Origin of the sequence: Candidatus Amarolinea dominans (genome assembly GCA_016719785.1) — a bacterium.
Taxonomy (GTDB): domain Bacteria; phylum Chloroflexota; class Anaerolineae; order SSC4; family Amarolineaceae; genus Amarolinea; species Amarolinea dominans.
Window position 1 is genome coordinate 1 of the sequence record JADJYJ010000006.1, and the last position, 16,687, is coordinate 16,687.

14 protein-coding genes are annotated in these 16,687 nt (G+C 61.3%); 6 read left to right on the forward strand and 8 right to left on the reverse strand.

The window, feature by feature from the left end; translation table 11 throughout:
* Nucleotides 1-123 precede the first annotated feature (123 nt).
* From hutU to IPM84_08630, 3 genes are all read right to left on the reverse strand, one after another.
* Nucleotides 124-1,785: a urocanate hydratase gene (gene hutU, locus IPM84_08620; protein ID MBK9092824.1), complete on the reverse strand. Its 1,662-nt coding sequence runs from the start codon at nucleotides 1,783-1,785 to the stop codon at nucleotides 124-126.
* A 28-nt stretch (nucleotides 1,786-1,813) separates the two neighbouring features.
* On the reverse strand, nucleotides 1,814-2,350 hold the full coding sequence (locus IPM84_08625; protein ID MBK9092825.1) for a hypothetical protein: 537 nt from the start codon (nucleotides 2,348-2,350) through the stop codon (nucleotides 1,814-1,816).
* A gap of 175 nt (nucleotides 2,351-2,525) precedes the next feature.
* Nucleotides 2,526-3,494, reverse strand: a complete 969-nt coding sequence (locus IPM84_08630) for a hypothetical protein (protein ID MBK9092826.1) — start codon at nucleotides 3,492-3,494, stop codon at nucleotides 2,526-2,528.
* Nucleotides 3,495-3,919: 425 nt separating this feature from the next.
* On the opposite strand from IPM84_08630, the gene IPM84_08635 reads away from it, so the two are divergent.
* Entirely contained in the window at nucleotides 3,920-7,261 is a 3,342-nt protein-coding gene (locus tag IPM84_08635) for a hypothetical protein (protein ID MBK9092827.1), read from the forward strand.
* Between the two features lie 140 nt (nucleotides 7,262-7,401).
* Here the strand turns inward: IPM84_08635 and IPM84_08640 are convergent, their stop codons facing one another.
* Together IPM84_08640 and IPM84_08645 are read right to left on the reverse strand one after the other, a co-directional pair.
* Nucleotides 7,402-7,644 (reverse strand): hypothetical protein, encoded by a 243-nt coding sequence (locus IPM84_08640; protein ID MBK9092828.1) that lies wholly within the window; start codon nucleotides 7,642-7,644, stop codon nucleotides 7,402-7,404.
* A 101-nt stretch (nucleotides 7,645-7,745) separates the two neighbouring features.
* Nucleotides 7,746-8,036 carry a hypothetical protein gene (locus tag IPM84_08645; GenBank protein MBK9092829.1) on the reverse strand — a complete coding sequence of 97 codons (291 nt, stop codon included), beginning with the start codon at nucleotides 8,034-8,036 and terminating at the stop codon, nucleotides 7,746-7,748.
* Nucleotides 8,037-8,321: 285 nt separating this feature from the next.
* Between IPM84_08645 and IPM84_08650 the strand changes: the two genes are divergently transcribed.
* Together IPM84_08650 and IPM84_08655 are read left to right on the forward strand one after the other, a co-directional pair.
* Nucleotides 8,322-9,491 (forward strand): AAA family ATPase, encoded by a 1,170-nt coding sequence (locus IPM84_08650; protein MBK9092830.1) that lies wholly within the window; start codon nucleotides 8,322-8,324, stop codon nucleotides 9,489-9,491.
* Nucleotides 9,485-10,084, forward strand: coding sequence for a DUF4276 family protein (locus IPM84_08655; GenBank protein ID MBK9092831.1), 600 nt, complete (start codon nucleotides 9,485-9,487; stop codon nucleotides 10,082-10,084). Before IPM84_08650 ends, IPM84_08655 begins: the two co-directional genes overlap by 7 nt.
* A gap of 115 nt (nucleotides 10,085-10,199) precedes the next feature.
* On the opposite strand, the gene IPM84_08660 is transcribed toward IPM84_08655, so the two are convergent.
* From IPM84_08660 to IPM84_08670, 3 genes are all read right to left on the reverse strand, one after another.
* Nucleotides 10,200-10,676 (reverse strand): restriction endonuclease, encoded by a 477-nt coding sequence (locus IPM84_08660; protein MBK9092832.1) that lies wholly within the window; start codon nucleotides 10,674-10,676, stop codon nucleotides 10,200-10,202.
* Between the two features lie 63 nt (nucleotides 10,677-10,739).
* Complete coding sequence (locus IPM84_08665; protein ID MBK9092833.1) at nucleotides 10,740-12,632, reverse strand: DEAD/DEAH box helicase; 1,893 nt, start codon at nucleotides 12,630-12,632, stop codon at nucleotides 10,740-10,742.
* 13 nt (nucleotides 12,633-12,645) lie between these two features.
* Nucleotides 12,646-13,200, reverse strand: a complete 555-nt coding sequence (locus IPM84_08670) for a hypothetical protein (GenBank protein ID MBK9092834.1) — start codon at nucleotides 13,198-13,200, stop codon at nucleotides 12,646-12,648.
* A gap of 520 nt (nucleotides 13,201-13,720) precedes the next feature.
* Here IPM84_08670 and IPM84_08675 point away from each other — a divergent pair.
* The 3 genes from IPM84_08675 to IPM84_08685 are packed head-to-tail and all read left to right on the forward strand — an operon-like array spanning nucleotide 13,721 to nucleotide 16,654.
* Nucleotides 13,721-15,034: an alpha-glucosidase/alpha-galactosidase gene (locus IPM84_08675; GenBank protein ID MBK9092835.1), complete on the forward strand. Its 1,314-nt coding sequence runs from the start codon at nucleotides 13,721-13,723 to the stop codon at nucleotides 15,032-15,034.
* Between the two features lie 11 nt (nucleotides 15,035-15,045).
* A complete protein-coding gene (locus IPM84_08680; protein ID MBK9092836.1) occupies nucleotides 15,046-15,390 on the forward strand; it encodes a hypothetical protein in 345 nt (114 codons plus the stop codon).
* 22 nt (nucleotides 15,391-15,412) lie between these two features.
* Complete coding sequence (locus tag IPM84_08685) at nucleotides 15,413-16,654, forward strand: alcohol dehydrogenase catalytic domain-containing protein (protein MBK9092837.1); 1,242 nt, start codon at nucleotides 15,413-15,415, stop codon at nucleotides 16,652-16,654.
* The last annotated feature ends 33 nt before the right edge of the window (nucleotides 16,655-16,687 follow it).

Genomic DNA, 16,687 nt, shown 5'->3' on the forward strand with positions numbered 1-16,687 from the left:
CACGGGGCGGTGTATCAGACCGTGAATTCATTCACGGGGCGGTGTATCAGACCGTGAATTCATTCACGGGGCGGTGTATCAGACCGTGAATTCATTCACGGGGCGGTGTATCAGCCCGTGAATTCATTCACGGGGCGGCATCATCGGCAGACGGATGCCGTGGCGGCGGGCCGCATCCTGGGCCTGGGCATAGCCGGCATCGGCGTGGCGCGCAATGCCCATGCCAGGATCGCTGGTCAGCACGCGCTGCAGGCGCCGGGCCGCCTCCGGGGTGCCGTCAGCCACGATCACCTGGCCTGCGTGTTGACTGTAGCCGATGCCGACGCCGCCGCCATGGTGGAAGCTGACCCAGGTGGCGCCGCCGGCCGTGTTGATCAGCGCATTCAGAATGGGCCAATCGGATATGGCGTCGGAGCCATCCAACATGCCTTCGGTTTCGCGGTTGGGCGAGGCCACCGAGCCGCAGTCGAGATGATCGCGGCCGATGACGATCGGCGCCCTGACCTCGCCCCGCGCCACCAGGTCGTTGAAGGCCAGCCCAGCCCGCGCCCGCTCACCGTAACCCAGCCAGCAGATGCGCGCAGGCAAGCCCTGGAACGCAACCCGCTCACGCGCCAGGCGAATCCAGCGCGCCAGGTGCTGATTTTCGGGGAACAGTTCCAAAATGGCCTGGTCCGTGCGGTAAATGTCTGCGGGATCGCCGCTCAGGGCCACCCAGCGAAACGGCCCCTGCCCTTCGCAGAAGAGCGGCCTCACGTAGGCCGGTACGAAGCCCGGATAGGCGAAGGCATCGCTCACGCCCTGGTCGAAGGCGCGCTGGCGCAGGTTGTTGCCGTAGTCGAAGACGATGGCGCCGGCCTTCTGCATGTCCAGCATGGCCTGCACGTGCGCGGCCATCGAAGCCAACGCCTGGCGCTGGTACCCGGCCGGATCGCGCTGGCGCAGGCTGGCCGCCGCCGCCAGGCTGAGGCCGGCCGGTAAGTACATCAACGGATCGTGCGCGCAGGTCTGATCGGTGACGACGTCGGGCGTCACCCCGCGGGCCACCAATTCGGGCAGCACAGTGGCGGCATTGCCGATCAGCCCGATCGAGCGCGGGACACCAGCCTGCACGGCCTCTTCGACGCGGGTCATCGCCTCTTCCAGGTCATCCACGACTTCGTCCAGGTAACGCGTGGCCAGGCGCCGCGCGGCGCGCGCCGGATCCATCTCGACGATCAGCGCGACCCCTTCGTTCATCGTCACCGCCAACGGCTGCGCGCCGCCCATCTCGCCCAGGCCGGCCGTCAGCACGAATTTTCCCTTCAAACTGCCGCCAAAATGCTGGCGCGCCAGCACGCCCAGCGTCTCATAGGTGCCTTGCAGGATGCCCTGCGTGCCGATGTAAATCCAGGAACCGGCCGTCATCTGGCCGTACATGATCAACCCTTCCGCCTCCCAGCGGTCGAAGTTGGCCTGCGTGGCCCAGGCCGGCACGATGTTGGAGTTGGCAATCAGTACGCGCGGGGCATCGGGGTGGGAGGGAAAGACGGCCACCGGCTTGCCGCTTTGCACGAGCAGCGTTTCGTCGCCGTTCATGCTGGCGAGGGTCTGCAGGATCGCGTCGAAGCATTCCCAGTTGCGCGCCGCTTTGCCGCGGCCGCCGTAGACGATGAGGTTGTCCGGATCCCAGGCCACCTCCGGGTCGAGATTGTTCTGCAACATGCGATAAGGGGCTTCGAGGAGCCAGTTCTGGCACGTCAACTGCGTGCCGCGCGGGGCGCGGACGATTCGCTGCGGAGACATCGTTGTCACCTCCCAAGAAGTAAGAGGCCTAGCGCCGCAAGAAGCTGCCGCCCAAGACAGCGACGCCAACGATGATGAGCAGGAAGGGCGCGATGATGCGCACCACCGTGCCGCCAAAGAAGCTGCCGAACAGCACAAAGAAGAAGAGGCCAATGGCTCCCACGACGACGCTGCTCCAGAGCAGGCCGCTACTGCGAGTTTCCGGCTGGCCCAGCGCGTACATGGCAAACAGACCCAGGCCCACAGAAAACGGAATCAGGGACCAGGCGTAGGTCCAACTGCGCCAGTCATCGCTCAAACTCTGATAGAGAAAAAGCAGGCCGAGCACCAGGAAGATGGACGCAGGCACGGCCAGGCCGATGACCTTCGTGCGCTGGCGCCACCAGATGAAGATGGGCGCCCAGAACGCCGCCGACAAGAACAGGATGATCAACGGCCAAAACCGCCAGGCGTTGAATTCGATGCCCATACGGACCAGCAGCCAATCGGCCGTGGTGAACAGCAAGAAGACGATGCCGAGCAGAATCAACATCGTGCCGGCGTACAGCGTACCTCTATTTTGCATGTTGCCCCCTTAGGCGCCGGTCTCCTGACCAGCGCAAACACTGTCCCTGTGCCTATCTTGCAGGCTGCCGAATGAATTCGGGGCGAAGGGGCGTTCCACCGCAGGGCCAGCCTGCGCTGGCCGGCGCCGCGTCCCCGCAGGTGAACGCCTGGCGGTACTCCCTTTAGGTGCGATTTCAATCGCCGGCTGGTTGATCGCCGCCAGCGGAAGCGACCGACGACGCGGCCGCGCACCGTGCAGCCACCAGGTCGTACAACTGCTGGCGGTGGGTCACATTCCATTCGCCCGTCATCAACTGCTTGACCTCTTCCAACTCCAGGAAGAAGATATCGCTCGCCTCGCGCAGGCGCTGATCGGCCAGGGCTTCCTGCGCCGCGGCCAGGAGCCACACACGAGTGGCGGCCAGCCAATGGGCGCGGGCATCATCGGCTTGATCGAGCAGTTCGCCATAGCGCCGGCGCGCCTGCAGCAGGGCCTCGACACTGCGGCGCCGCAAGAAACGCAGGTGTTCCAGTAGTTTTTGTTCGGCCTGCGCCAGGCGAGCGGCGGGGTCCTGCCCCGGCGGCGTCAGGTAAGCCGCCAGCTTCACGCTCAATTTCGCGGGGTCTTCGCGCCAGCGTGGGCTGGACAACTCCGGCTCGTCAACGCCACGATGGCCGAAACGACCGATGAGCGCCTCATGGCTGTCTGTCCCACGCGCCACGCGACCCAGAGCCAGGTCATAGCCGGACACCGGCGTCATCAAATCCGCTACCTCCGCGGCTGACGCATCGCTCCACGCCTCCTTCTGCGCCAGGAGCACCTCCTGGCTGCTCTCCTGCCAGGCCAGATGCATCTGCTCCCAGGTTGTCAGCGCCAGGATGCCCTGCGGCTCGATCTCCTCCATCACCTGCAAGAGGTCGGCCTGCCCCCAGCGGGTGTCGCGCACACGCACGTACCAGCGCTGCACGCGTTGACAACGATCAGCCGCGGCCGCGGCCGCGGCGGTCAGCGCTTTGCTGCTGCGGCCGCCCAGGCCCACCTGAGCCAGCAGCCCACCGCGTCCGGCCGCGTCCGTCAGTGGGGCGGCCGCGGTCCGTCGCCGCTGGTAGGGGCAGCCCTCGACCAACTGCCAGAGCGCCCCGTCGGGAAGCTCCGTCTTCATGACCCCGGCCGTTTGCCGCTGCGGCCTCCAGCACCGGCACCACCACCGACCAGGTCAATGGCATGGGGTGCAGCGGCACCAACTGATTGTCACTGACCGGCTCCCAGACCGTCAGGTCTACATGACTCTCTGCCAACCGTCCTACTCCTTGCACACAGGCTCGACAGGCGTCGCGGGTGCGTCTGCATGTCTCATTCTAACAAACAACGCGCAGACGGTCAAGCGGGTTGCGCACCTGCCGACATCGAGGTGCTTCCTGCGCTTTTGTCCTGACCCATCCTTGCGCGCACCCTGATCACGTTTCTTTTCCTATCCCACCAGCGTCTTGATTCATACAGCCATACAGCCAGCCTGATTGCCCTTCATCAGCGCGGGCCTTTCGTGATGCCACCGTAAGCAACGGAGCTATGAACGGAGGTCATCTCATGATAGCTCAAAAATCACAGCCGCCGGCGCTGCGCCGGCTCATGCCTCGCACGATTCTGTTGATTCTGCTGCTTTCCCTGCTGACGATTCCTGCCCTGGCCCACCACGCGACGCAAGATTCACCGCCGCCTGCTGACCCGGCTGGCGAGCCGGTCGCGGCACCAGACACTCGCACCTTTCCCAACATTCCATCTCCCAATGGCCTGGCAATCGCCCCGCTCACCCAACGGCTGTATGTGACCAGCCGCAACAGCAACCAGGTCCTGATGCTGGACGCTCAGACCGGCGCCGTTCTGAAGCAGGCGGCCGTCGGCGTCCTACCCTGGGGCGTTGCCGTCAACCCGTCCAACAACCGGCTCTATGTCGCCAACTTCACCAGCGGCGACCTGTATGTCCTGGACGCCACGACCCTGGCGAGGATCACGATCGCCTCGCTCGGCAGCGGCGCAGAGCCGGCCTTCATCGGTGTTCATCCCGATTCCGGTCGCGTGCTGGTGGCCGGCCACGGCCGCAATCAGCTCTGGGTCCTGACGCCCGACGGGGTCATCGAGCACAGCATCCCAACTGGCGGAAACGGAGCCTGGGGCCTGGCCGTGCATCCTTACCTCAAGCGCGCCTATGTCGGCCACCGGGACAGCGCCAACGTCATCACCTTCGATGGCAACAACAACTGGCAGCCCATCGCCGGCCAAAGCATCACCCCGTGCGGGGTCACAGGCCATCCCTTCGCGTTGAATTTCAACCCGGTCAATGATCGCCTCTACGTCGCCTGTGCGCCGGATCAGAACGTCTCGCAGGTGAAAGTCTATCGGGCCAGCAGCGGTGGGTTGACCCTGGTGGCCAGCCTGGCCGCAGGCTCCGGCGGGCCTGATGGCGGCGGCGGTATCGCGATCAACACGGCGACCAATAATGTCTTCTTCACCAACTCGACCAGCCGGTCGGTGACGGTGATTGGCAGCAACCCAGACCGCGTGATTACGACGGTCCAGGCTGGCGCCGATCCGTTTGGCGCGGTGGCTGACGCTTTTACCGGCAATATCTACATCGGGAACCGGGCCGGTAACACCGTCACGGTCATCACCGACAATGCCTATGGCGCGGATGCAACGGCACCCAAGCTGACGTTGTCACAGCAGGATGGCTGCGAGGGGCTGCAGATCACAGTGACCGGCCGCAATTTCCCGGTCACGCCGCCGCGCGGCACGGGTCATGTCTGGTTACGCTTCAATGGTGTCCACGTGGGCGCCGTGGCGCCGAATGGGCAGGGATCGTTCTCGACCACGTTCACCATTCCGGCCAGTCGCGGCGGAACCAATTACGTGGTCGCCGCGGACCTGTTGACCAACTGGCTGCAGGTGGGCGCACCCCTGCGCACCCCGCGCACCGACGGTCTGCCCATCATCTTCATCCCCGGCGCGGGCGGGTCCGAACTGAGGGCTGAGGAGACGTTCACCTTCTGGAGCGGCCTGATTGAGCAGCACACCTTCTTCGAGAACAGCATCCTGTGGCTCGATGGGTGGGCCGTGTGGGCCAACCTGACCGGCGATCCGGAATACATGGACGCGCTGGCCCTGGACCTGGACGGCGATTCGGCGCACCCCGATTTCTTCGGCGGCCGGCCCAGTCGTATCAAGGTTGGAGGGCCAGTCCGCCAGGTTCAAGTGGCCTGGATCGTGCAGGATGTCTACCAGGGGATGATCAACAAGCTGGAGTCGCTGGGTTACCTGGAAAATGTGCTCTTGTTCTACTACCCGTATGACTGGCGCAAGGACTGGGCGCATACCGACAGCGACCTGGCGGCCACGATTGACGCCGTGCTGCAAACCACGCAGATGGACAAGGTGGTTCTGATGGCGCACAGCACGGGCGGCCTGGTCGCGCGCAACTATCTGCTCCATTACGGCGCCGGCAAAGTGGATCAGCTCATCACCATGGGCACCCCTTACCTCGGCTCACCGATGATTGCCAAGTACCTGGAGGCCGGCGACGACATGAAGGCCCATCTGCAGCCTGCGGAAACCTGGTGGCTGGCGCAGAACTTCCTGGGGCTTTACCAACTGCTGCCCCAACCCACCTGGTTTGCGGCCGCGGCGCAGGATGGCATCTTCCCCTACTACCTGGTGCGAACCCGCGTGGACGCCAACCTGGGCACCGTCTACGACCCACTCAATTACGCCGATAGCGAAGCATTTCTAGCCAGCCGGCACAATCAGCTGCTGCTTGAAGTCAGCGAGACCGTGCGCGAGTCCGCGGTGGGCAACATGTCTGTGCTGACGGACCAATACTTCAATCAACGGATTATGGGCACAGGGATCGCGACACCCGGCATGATTCTTTTCACGCCGCACCAGGAATGTGCCGAGCATTGCGGCTGGTTCGGTGGACCCTGCACGATCAAGTGCAAAGACAAACGGGAAGTGCCGCTACCCCAACTCAGCCTGTGGGGTGATGACTCTGTACCCGAGACCAGCGCGCGCGGGGCCAATCGGCCCGCCGTTGATGATCGTTTTTACCCGGTGGCGGGAGTCAATCACGGAAAGCTACCCCTGGACACCACGGTGCAAGGTTGGCTCGAACAGATGCTGGCGGGACGTTTGTGTAGCAATACGCAGGTGCTGTCCGCAGAGGCGGCCACGGTCGAGCCGCAGCAGGTGACCGGGACCCAATTCACCCTCTTCGGCGACGCGCGTCTGCGTTTCTTCGATACCCAGGGACGACATACCGGCCCTCGCCCCGATTCTGGATTCGTGGTCGAATACGGGATTCCCGGCCTGAGTTACGTGGAGACACGTGGTGCGGCCGTGGCCATGATTACCGGCGGTGGCCCCTACACCGTGACCGTGACCGGTACGCAGGCGAACGACGCCGCGCTGTTGCAGGTCACCCAGATGGTCAATGGGGTCAGTGAACAATCCACCGTCTACACCAGCATCGCGATCAGCGGTACAACGGTGGCGACGCTGACGATCGCGGGGCCGAGCGCCGTGCCATCACCCCTGCAAGTCACCTATGCCCCGGACTGGCCCATCCAAACCATGCCCGGCGCCACGTTGACCGGGGATGCGGCCAACGATGTGGCCGCGCCCACCGGCATCTTGTCGTTGGACCTGCGCACACGCACCGTAACGGTCGCCGCGCGTGACGAGGCAGATGGTTCCGGCCTGGCATCCATTCTCTACAGCCTGGAGACGCCTCCGGTCAACTACCAGGTCTACACCGGCCCCTTCGTGCTGCCGCCCGGCGCTGGCAGTGTCTCCGCAGTGGCAACCGATCGCGCCGGCAACAGCGGGCCGGTCGGGCAGGCGCATCTGCGGTGGTTTCCGATCATCAAGCGCCATTGAGGAGAGTGTTGCAGAATTGAGATCAAGCGGCGGGGGTCAAGCCCAACCTGCGCTCAACACCCGCCGCTTTGGACATCGTGGCTGCAAAGCCGCCGATGATCATGTAGGGCGCGCCGATCCGTTCGAGAGTGCGCAAGATGTCAAGAAAGAGGCTGAGGTCGGGCCTGTCTTCGCTCGGCACGTTCGATCTCCTCCAGAACCTTCAGGTTGAGTTCGTACAGCGTCAGCTCGGGGTAGCGTCGCCGGAGACGGCCGCGGATGGCGCCGACGACCCATTCACGCGCCGCCAGCATCGCCTGCAGACGCTCACCGGGTGACAGTCGCCCGCGCAAGCGCATGAATTGATGATCTATCGGGTCAAAGCGATACCTCTGTACGTCCATCTTGATACCATCCCTTCATTCGCATTCCAAACCCGCCAGGTCTCTCTGATGCTCGTCCGCCCCGATTCGATACGCCACGTTTGGGTCGTTGGGAGAGCCAGTCAATTGAAGGCGGCCTTCCTCCACCACCACGCTTCACGGCCATCGGCGTCCCCCTCGCTAACGCGCAGCGCCTCGGCGCCGGCGCTGACCTCGGCAAACTCGCTGGCCTCGCCGGCATAGAAGCGATAGCCTTCCGCGGCCAGGCGCGTCTGTTCCTGCGCTTGCGCTGCAGTCAGCGCTTCACTGATGACCTGGCTGCGGCTGAGTCGCGCTTGACGGGCGCGGTGATCGGCGTAATCCAGCAGGTTACCGGGTAACGAAATCGTGATCTTGCGGTACTGGGCCGTCATGACGCACCTCCTGATTAGAGATGCTTTCAGTATATCTCTACCTGGGTGCTTCCGCAAGTCACATCATGGGAATGACCCAGACGGCTGCCGATTCGGCATACCGCCATGATCATTCCGCGCCGCGCCGGCCAGCAGTCTGGCGGCCGCGCCACCAGGGCCAGTCGCTGCGGGCTTGAAAGCCGGTTCAACCATCACGGCCGCGCAGCAGCATTCAATTGTCATTATCTTGATTCGATGCTACAATTCCGCAGCTTGTAGATTTGGCTGCTTGATCGAGGAAGGCCGATGACCACACCGTTTCTCCGTCAACTTACGTTGCGCAACCTGCTTTCATTTGGACCAAAAACTGAGCCGCTTCAGCTCGGCTCGCTCAATGTGTTGATCGGGCCAAACGGCTCAGGCAAGTCCAACTTCATCGAGGTCCTTTCGCTGCTGCGTGCCAGTGCGCGCGATCTGCGCAGCGGCCTGAAAGGAGGTGTCAGCGATTGGATATGGAAAGGCGACCCCAAAGGCGTGGCGAGCCTTGAGGCGATTCTTGCCAACCCACACGGACAAGAGCGCCAGGGCTTGCGCCATCGCCTTGCTTTCCGCGCTGAGCAGCAAACGTTTCAACTCGAAGACGAACGCATCGAGAACGAAGCCCCCTATGCTCACCAGTCCGAGGTCTACTTCTACTATCGCTACCAATACGGGCAGCCCGTGCTCAACATCAAGAACGGCCAGCGCCGCCTGACGCGTGAGAATGTCGAACTGAATCAATCCATCCTGCCGCAGCGGCGTGACCCCGAAACCTATCCAGAAATCTCGTATCTTGCCAGCATGTACGAGCGCATTCGCCTGTATCGGGAGTGGTCGTTTGGACGCAGTACGATCTTCCGCGCACCGCAGCAGACCGACTTGCGCAGCGACCGGCTGGAGGAGGACTTCTCCAACCTCGGCATGTTTCTCAACCGGCTGCGGCTCAACCCCAAGGCCAAGAGCAGCCTGCTCAACGCGCTGCGCGACCTGTACGATGGCTTGACCGATTTCGAGTTGAGCATCGCCGGCGGCACGGTGCAGGTCTTCTTCATCGAGGACGCCTTCACGATTCCGGCCACGCGACTTTCCGACGGTACACTGCGCTATCTCTGCCTGCTCGCCATCCTGTGCGATCCTGAACCGCCGCCCTTGATTGCCATCGAGGAGCCTGAACTGGGCCTGCATCCCGACATTCTGCCCAAAATTGCCGACCTGCTCATCGCCGCGTCTGCGAGGACCCAGCTTGTCATCACCACCTATTCCGATATGTTGGTGAACGCGCTCACCGAACACCCTGAAACCATTGTCGTTTGCGAAAAACAAGCCGGGCAGACGGTGATGCAAAGGCTGGATGCCGATCAGCTGGCGCACTGGCTGCAAGACTATCGGTTGGGTGAACTGTGGATGCGCGGCGAGTTGGGAGGAACACGTTGGTAAGCGCTTATCTTTACGTGGAAGGCGGCGGAGACAGCAAAGACCAACAAGCGCGGTGCCGTGAGGGCTTCCGCAGGCTTTTGGAGAAGGCTGGTTTTAGCGGCCGAATGCCACGCATTGTGGCCGGCGGCGGGCGGAGCGCAACCTATAAACAATTCAAAGCGGCCCTGCGCGATCCTGGAAAAATCGCACTTCTATTGGTAGATAGTGAAGAGCCGGTGACGCAGGCACCTTGGGCACACTTGCAAGCGCGAGATGGCTGGGAACGCCCCGCCGCTGCTGTTGATGATCAGGCGCAGTTCATGGTCACCTGCATGGAAACGTGGGTGATGGCCGACCACACGGCGTTGCGTGCGTTTTTTGGAACCTGTTTGAATGAGGAATCGCTTCTCCCCCTGGCCGATTTGGAACAACGCCCTCGCAACGAGGTGCAAGCGGCGTTGGCGCAAGCCACTCGCCCATGTGGACGTGACCGGCAATATCAAAAAGGCAAACGCTCATTCCAGGTCTTAGCCAGTTTGAGCCCAACAACACTGGACCGGTATCTGCCCTATTTTCGGCGCCTGATGGAGACTCTCAATATCTATCTCGCATGAGCCATACGCACCGATGCAGCGTCTCCCACAAACTCCACCGCAAAAAAGGGCGAGTAGTATGAAAAACGCCGACAGCTCGGAAGGCTACCGCACATCCTCCGATCGAGAAGCCCTTTCAGTCAACTGCATAGCGCCTAAGCAACCCTTCCAAATAGACTCCGTCCACCAGATCGATGCGCTCCTTTTTCGCAAGCTCGAGAGCGCCGCTGCTGAAGCGCCCAGTGGTAACAAGAATCGCTCGTGTAGCTTCGCGATGCGAGTGCCACGTGCCGATCAGATCACGAACGGTAGGCTCACCAATGACGCCATCTGGCCAATGTTTGCATTGAATAATCAGGTGTTCGCTTCCTATGTCGCTTAGTCGGCGCGCTACTACGTCGACACCGCCATCACGTGACATTGGCGTCACTTGAGTAGTAAACCCCATCTTGTTGTACAACCTGGCCACCAGTTGCTCAAACTCGCCTGGGCTTATCGTGTGCAATTTGACTCTTGGCTGAGGCAAGGGTACGGATGAAGTGAAAGTTGTCTGGGTAGTCTTTGCACTGGTGGGGGGCAGATCGAACAAACCGAACAACTCCTCGTCTGTCATCCACTTCTGAACATCCTGCGTGGATAGATCGTCAAACAGTGTCGAACAAATGCTGCTTATGTGCTAACAGATCGTGGATTTTTTCCTCAATGGTATTGGCGGTGAAAATATCATACACAAACACCGTTTGCTTCTGTCCTCGACGATGTGCCCTGGCTTCGGCCTGCCGTGCGACAGCCGGGTTCCACCAATGATCAAAATGAAAACATGATTTGCACGGGTCAAAGTCAATCCTAGCCCACCGGCTTTAACAGACATCAGCAACACACGTGGATGCTCTTGTGTTTCAAATTGAGTCATTGCGATCTCTCGAGCGGAATCGCTTAGGGTCCCGTCAAATACATCAGCCACAAATGACGAAAGGCGAGGTTCGATCTTGCGTAACGTTTTTTTGGGGAACTGGGAGAAAACCAGTGCCTTCTGACCATTCTCAATGATGCTCTCAAGTTGATCTTCGAGATAATCCAGCTTAGATGATGACCCAGAGCGGGGGTCCATGTTGCATATTTGTTTGAGCTGAGTTATCAAGCTAAAAACATGAATGCGGCTGGCACCTGGCTTTGAAAGCTCCGCCCGGCCTTCCCGATAGGCTGATTCGTAGGAGGAGCGCTGGTCATCGTTTAGATCTAGCCATATCTCATCAGAAACTTTCTCTGGCAACTCATGAAGAACATCGGCCACGCGACGACGTAGGAAGTAGGGTGCGATGCGATCCTTGACCATCTTCTCTTCATATGGAGGCCAAGTATGTTGGAACACTTTCGGGTTGATAAACCTAAAGATTGAGACTACGTCATCAATACGATTCTCAAGAGGCGTACCCGATAGCCCCCAACGGTAGACAGGCTGCAATCGCCGGACTGCCTGCGAGATGCCCGCATCGGGATTCTTAATCTTCTGAGCTTCATCCAGGATGATCGCTTGAAAGCGGTGGGTAAGGTCAAGACCCTGTTCCGTATCTTGACGCAGTGTCTCATAAGTGGATAGAAATACGTTGGCCGGAGACTCCCAAAGAAGCCTACGGCTTTCTCTATCGCCGCGAACTTTGATCACGTAGAGTTCCGGCGACCACTCCTCCAGATGTCGCTCCCAAGTGCCCAGGAGTGAGCGGGGGCAGAGTATCAAGGCGTGATGGATCTGGCCCTGTCTAAAAAGCCCTTGCAGACTGATAACGGCCTGAACTGTCTTGCCCAGACCCATTTCATCACCGAGAAGCGCTGACGGATGGGACAATAGGAATCGGATACCCTGAACCTGGTAAGGATCGGGTCGGCGATCCGGCGGAAAGAGCAAGGGTTGAGCCAACAACGATTCAAGGGGCGGCTGCAAATAAGCCAAAAGAATATCGAAAACGTCGATCGTGGGCTGTTTCGGCCTAGTTGAGGGTGCTGTCTGATGCCAGGAATACGATTTCTTTTCATTCGCGCAGAAATCACAGGTACTGCGCAACACCCCATGTTTGCAGCGATCTTGCCATGGCGGCAACCTCGCTGAAAAATCCTGCAACGGATCAAACAAGGACGCAGGTTTGCTTTCCGTGATTCTGTCATCCAGTCCATAGGCTTTTCCTGCACGATCAGGAGGATTCAATCGCTTGAAAAGATCATGAATGGGTGGGGAAAACCATAACGGAAACCCGGATAACCCATAATGCTCTGGTTTGAAGAGCTCAGAAATGCCAAACCATAGTGTTTGAGGAAACGCTCTGGCGAGCGACATGTCTGGGGAGCAAGTCGGTGCTTTATATAGCACGAAGTCGTCGGAGGCTGTCGTTACGAGTGACTCAAGGCAATTTGGGCTGAGCATGGGAGAGCTAACGCTTGGCAACGCCATTTCGCTCACCCGTGCAGGGATTGCGAGGCCAGCGAGGAGATCATCCAGACCTATTTCAACAACCTGTGGACTTCTTAGCGGAAACCGTGTCTGTCCCCACTGCTTCAGTTGCTCAAACGCCATTGGTGTAGACCTCTCAGCGGAATTTCTCATCCTGGGCAGCCAACGCCTTTGCCGCAGCATCAATCCGAGTGAAAGGCTCCAAGAGATCAATACTCACAAAGAATCGACTCAACTGGGCAAGAACCTCGGCTTGACGTTGGTCGTTATAATCAGTAGGGTAGGTCACTGCAAGTGGCTGGAAACGCGCCGATGTTGACTGCAGCTTGACGGGTGTCTGCCGATTGACATCTGAACTGCTGGCAACCTTGAACGTTTCGCCCAATCGCTCTACGTGCGCGACGAGGCTGGCGACGGAAATCGAGAGTGGCAGGAATTGTGTATCACCGACCAATACCAGGACTGGCTTGATTTTGAGCGCCTGATAGAGCGGCTCTCCACAGAGCTCGATCCCGATGTGTGGCACCATAGAATCGCCGTAGAGCTGTTTTTGCAGTAAAGTCGGCTTTACGGGATAGGTGACTCGGAATTCAGTAGGCTTGCCCAGATCATCAGTCACCAACAGCGCGCCAAGATAGCCTTTGCCGTCCTGGGTTGGAAGGAGAGAATAGAATCCGATAGTATCATTCATCACTTTGCCTATGTTGCCTTTTCGTGTTTAGCAAGTGAATGGTCATATTCACGTGAAAACATCTGATCAGGGGAGTGCCACAGCGTAACAGGGTTGGCGTTCTCGGCGCCAGGGAGGAAAACGGGAATAACCCGGACGCTGCAGGTGCGCCCGTAGCGCTTGACCGCTTGGAACTGCTGTCGAAGAAGAGAATGTCGTACTGAGTGACTGCGTCGGTCATACCGCCATCCACTGCCGATGTTCCAAATAGAGAAACCGCATTATCGAATGCAATTGTAACACATACCGGCAAATTGCATAATTCGTGCAAAGCGACCACCCCTCGATGTTAGGAGGTTCCCAGGTCAATGTTCAAGATCGTTAGGCAGATTTGTTGGAAGTGTAAGATACAGGCAGAGAACAATGGCTCGTTTGCCTGATTTCCGCGTCATTGTGCTAAAATTTCTCTCGGCTTGAAGTCCTCTGACCCCAGATGCCTCTCCGTCTTCCTGGGCGGATACCCTTATTCTGTGGAGTGCCTATGTCTGACCCTCACATCGTTCTAATCGGAGCCGGCAGCGCCGGCGTGGGACTCGATACCCTGTGCGATCTGTTCGCGCACCGCGATGATCTGGCCGGGGCGACCATTGGCCTGGTGGATGTGGATGCGCCGGCGCTGGCGAAGGTGGAGCGCCTGGCCCAGCGCCTGAACGCGGCCAGTGGCGCGCCCTTCACGATCCAGGCCAGCACGGACCGACGGGCGCTGTTGCCCGGTGCGGAATTTGCCATCATCGCGGTCGAGGTCAACCGCCTGCCGCTCTGGCGCCTGGACTGGGAAATCCCCCGGCGGCATGGCGTGCGCCACATCCTGGGCGAAAATGGCGGGCCAGGCGGGCTGCTGCACGCGCTGCGCACCGTGCCCCTGGTGCTGGAGATTGCGCGGGATATCGAAGCGCTCTGCCCGGACGCACTGGTCATCAATTTTACCAACCCCCTCTCCCGCGTCTGCCTGGCTCTCAGCCGCTACACGCGTCTGAACGTCATCGGCCTCTGCCACCAAATCGGCGCCGGCCTGGCCAACGTCGCGCAGACGCTCGACCTGGACGAAACCGAGATTGATCTGCAGGCCGTTGGCATCAACCACTTCACTTGGATCACCGCGCTGCGCCATCGCCGCAGCGGTGCTGATCTCTACCCGACTTTCCGCACGCGGCTGGCGCTGCGCCCGCCGACCTTCGAACCGCTCTCGCGGCGCCTGTACGACGCCTTCGGCCTTTTCCCCGCGACCGGCGACGATCACCTCGGTGAGGAAATCGGCTGGGCCTGGGAGACTGATCCCCTGGCCGCGGACACGGCGGCCGCGGTCGAACCGGCTCTTTTCCGCAGCCAACAGGGACTCAAGGAAATGACCGCCGCCGCCCTGGATGAAGCCTTGCACGATGATGACGCGCTGGCCGCGCTGCTCGACCATCGTTCGGACGAACGCATCGTGCCGGTCATCTGCGGGGTCCTGCACAACCGCCTGCAGCTCGAACTGGCCGTCAATGTGGTCAACCACGGCGCGGTGCATAACTTGCCTGACTGGATGGTGGTCGAGACGCCGGCCGTGGTCAGCCGTGCCGGGGTGCAGCCGCTGGCCGTGGGCGATCTGCCGGCCGGCTGCGCCGCCCTGCTCCAGCAGCGCAGCGCCATCGCCAGCCTGACCGTGGAGGCCGCGGTGCATGGCGACCGCCAGGCGGCCCTGCAGGCGCTGCTGCTCGATCCGGTGGTCAACAGTTACACGGCTGCCGCGGCTCTGCTGGATGACCTGCTGGCGGCGCAGGCGGGCTATCTGCCGACCTTTGCGCCCACCTGAGGAGCCGGAAGATGCCCAAGAGCTGGCTGATGATCGCACTAATTGCCGTCAACGTGGTCAGCACTGGCCTTTCCGTGGTCGCGTTCAAACATGCCGGCATGGCCCTGGAGCCACGCGGTTTTCTCTGGCAGCAGATTCAGGGCAACTTTTGGGGTTTCGTCAGCGTGCTTGCCTTCACGTTCCTGACGCGGCACCTGGCGCTGAACGTGGCCTACCCGCTGACGGTTGGGCTGGCGGTCTTGCTCGTTCAACTGGTCTTTGCCCGTCTCTTTTTTGGCGAAGCGCCCACCCCGACCCAAATCACCGGCGCGCTGCTCATCGCCGCGGGCATTGTGTTGGTGGCCAGCCGGCGGTAGCTGGACACCACAGGAGGTTTCTATGCAAGCCATCGTCTTTCGCTACAGTCTGCCGCGCTTTGCCCTGGCGACGGTGCTGGGCGCGCTGACGCCGCGTGCCTACACCGGCCCGCTGGCGCCGACCTCCCTCTTGGACGTACCCGAACCGACGTTGCCGGCCGACGATTGGGCCATCGTGCGCACCGCGCTGTGCGGCATCTGCGGCAGCGACACCAAGCAGATCTACCTCGATGGCGCGTTCGACAACCCGCTGACCTCGCTCATCTCGTTCCCGCACATCCTGGGCCATGAGGTCGTGGGCGTCATCGAAGCGGTGGGGCCGGGCGTCAGCACACGCCGGGTGGGCGAGCGGGTGGCGGTCAATCCGTGGCTCTCTTGCGGCCCGCGCGGCATCCAACCGCCCTGCGCGGCGTGTCAACAGGGCCAGGTGACGCTGTGCGAGCATTTCACTGAAGGACACCTGGCGCCGGGGATTCACCTGGGTAACTGCCGCAGCGCGGGTGGTGGCTATGCGCCGCGCCTGGCCGGTCACGAGTCGCAGTTGATGCCCATTCCCGACGCGGTCAGCCCCGAGCAGGCGGTCTTCGCCGATCCCTTTGCGGTCAGCCTGCACGCAGTGCTCAAGGCGCGGCCCGCGCCCGGCGCCGCAGTGCTGGTTTATGGCTGCGGCACGTTGGGACTGCTGGCGATCACCATCCTGCACGTCCTTTTTCCAACCGCGCAGATCATCGCCGTTGCCCGCTATGCGCACCAGGAGCAGATGGCGCGGGCGCTGGGCGCACAGCGGGTGATCCGCACACGCCGGGCTGACCAGATCATCGAGACCGTGGCCGGCCTCACCGGCGCGCCCATTCTGCGCCCGCGCCAGGGCCTGCCGTGGCTGCGCCAGGGCGTGGACATCATCTACGACATGGTTGGTTCGCCGGAATCGTTGGAGGTGGGCGTGCGCGTGACCAACCCGCGCGGGCGCATCGTCATCAGCGGGGTGGATCGGCCGGCGCGCTTCGAATGGACGCCGCTCTACTTCAAGGAAGTGCAGTTGATCGGATCGAATGCGTTTGGGGTGGAAGAATGGGACGGGGTGCGCCAACATGCCATGGCGTTCTATCTGCAATGGGCGGCCGAGGGCCGGTTCGACCTGGCGCCCCTGCTCACGCATCGTTTTCGCCTGGCGCAGTACCGGGACGCGTTTGTCACCGCGCAGCGCAAAGGCAGCCAGCAGGCGGTCAAAGTGGTGTTCGATTTGCGTGCAGAGGATGCCTGACGACTGGGACTCGTCGCGCTGCCTGCGGTGTGC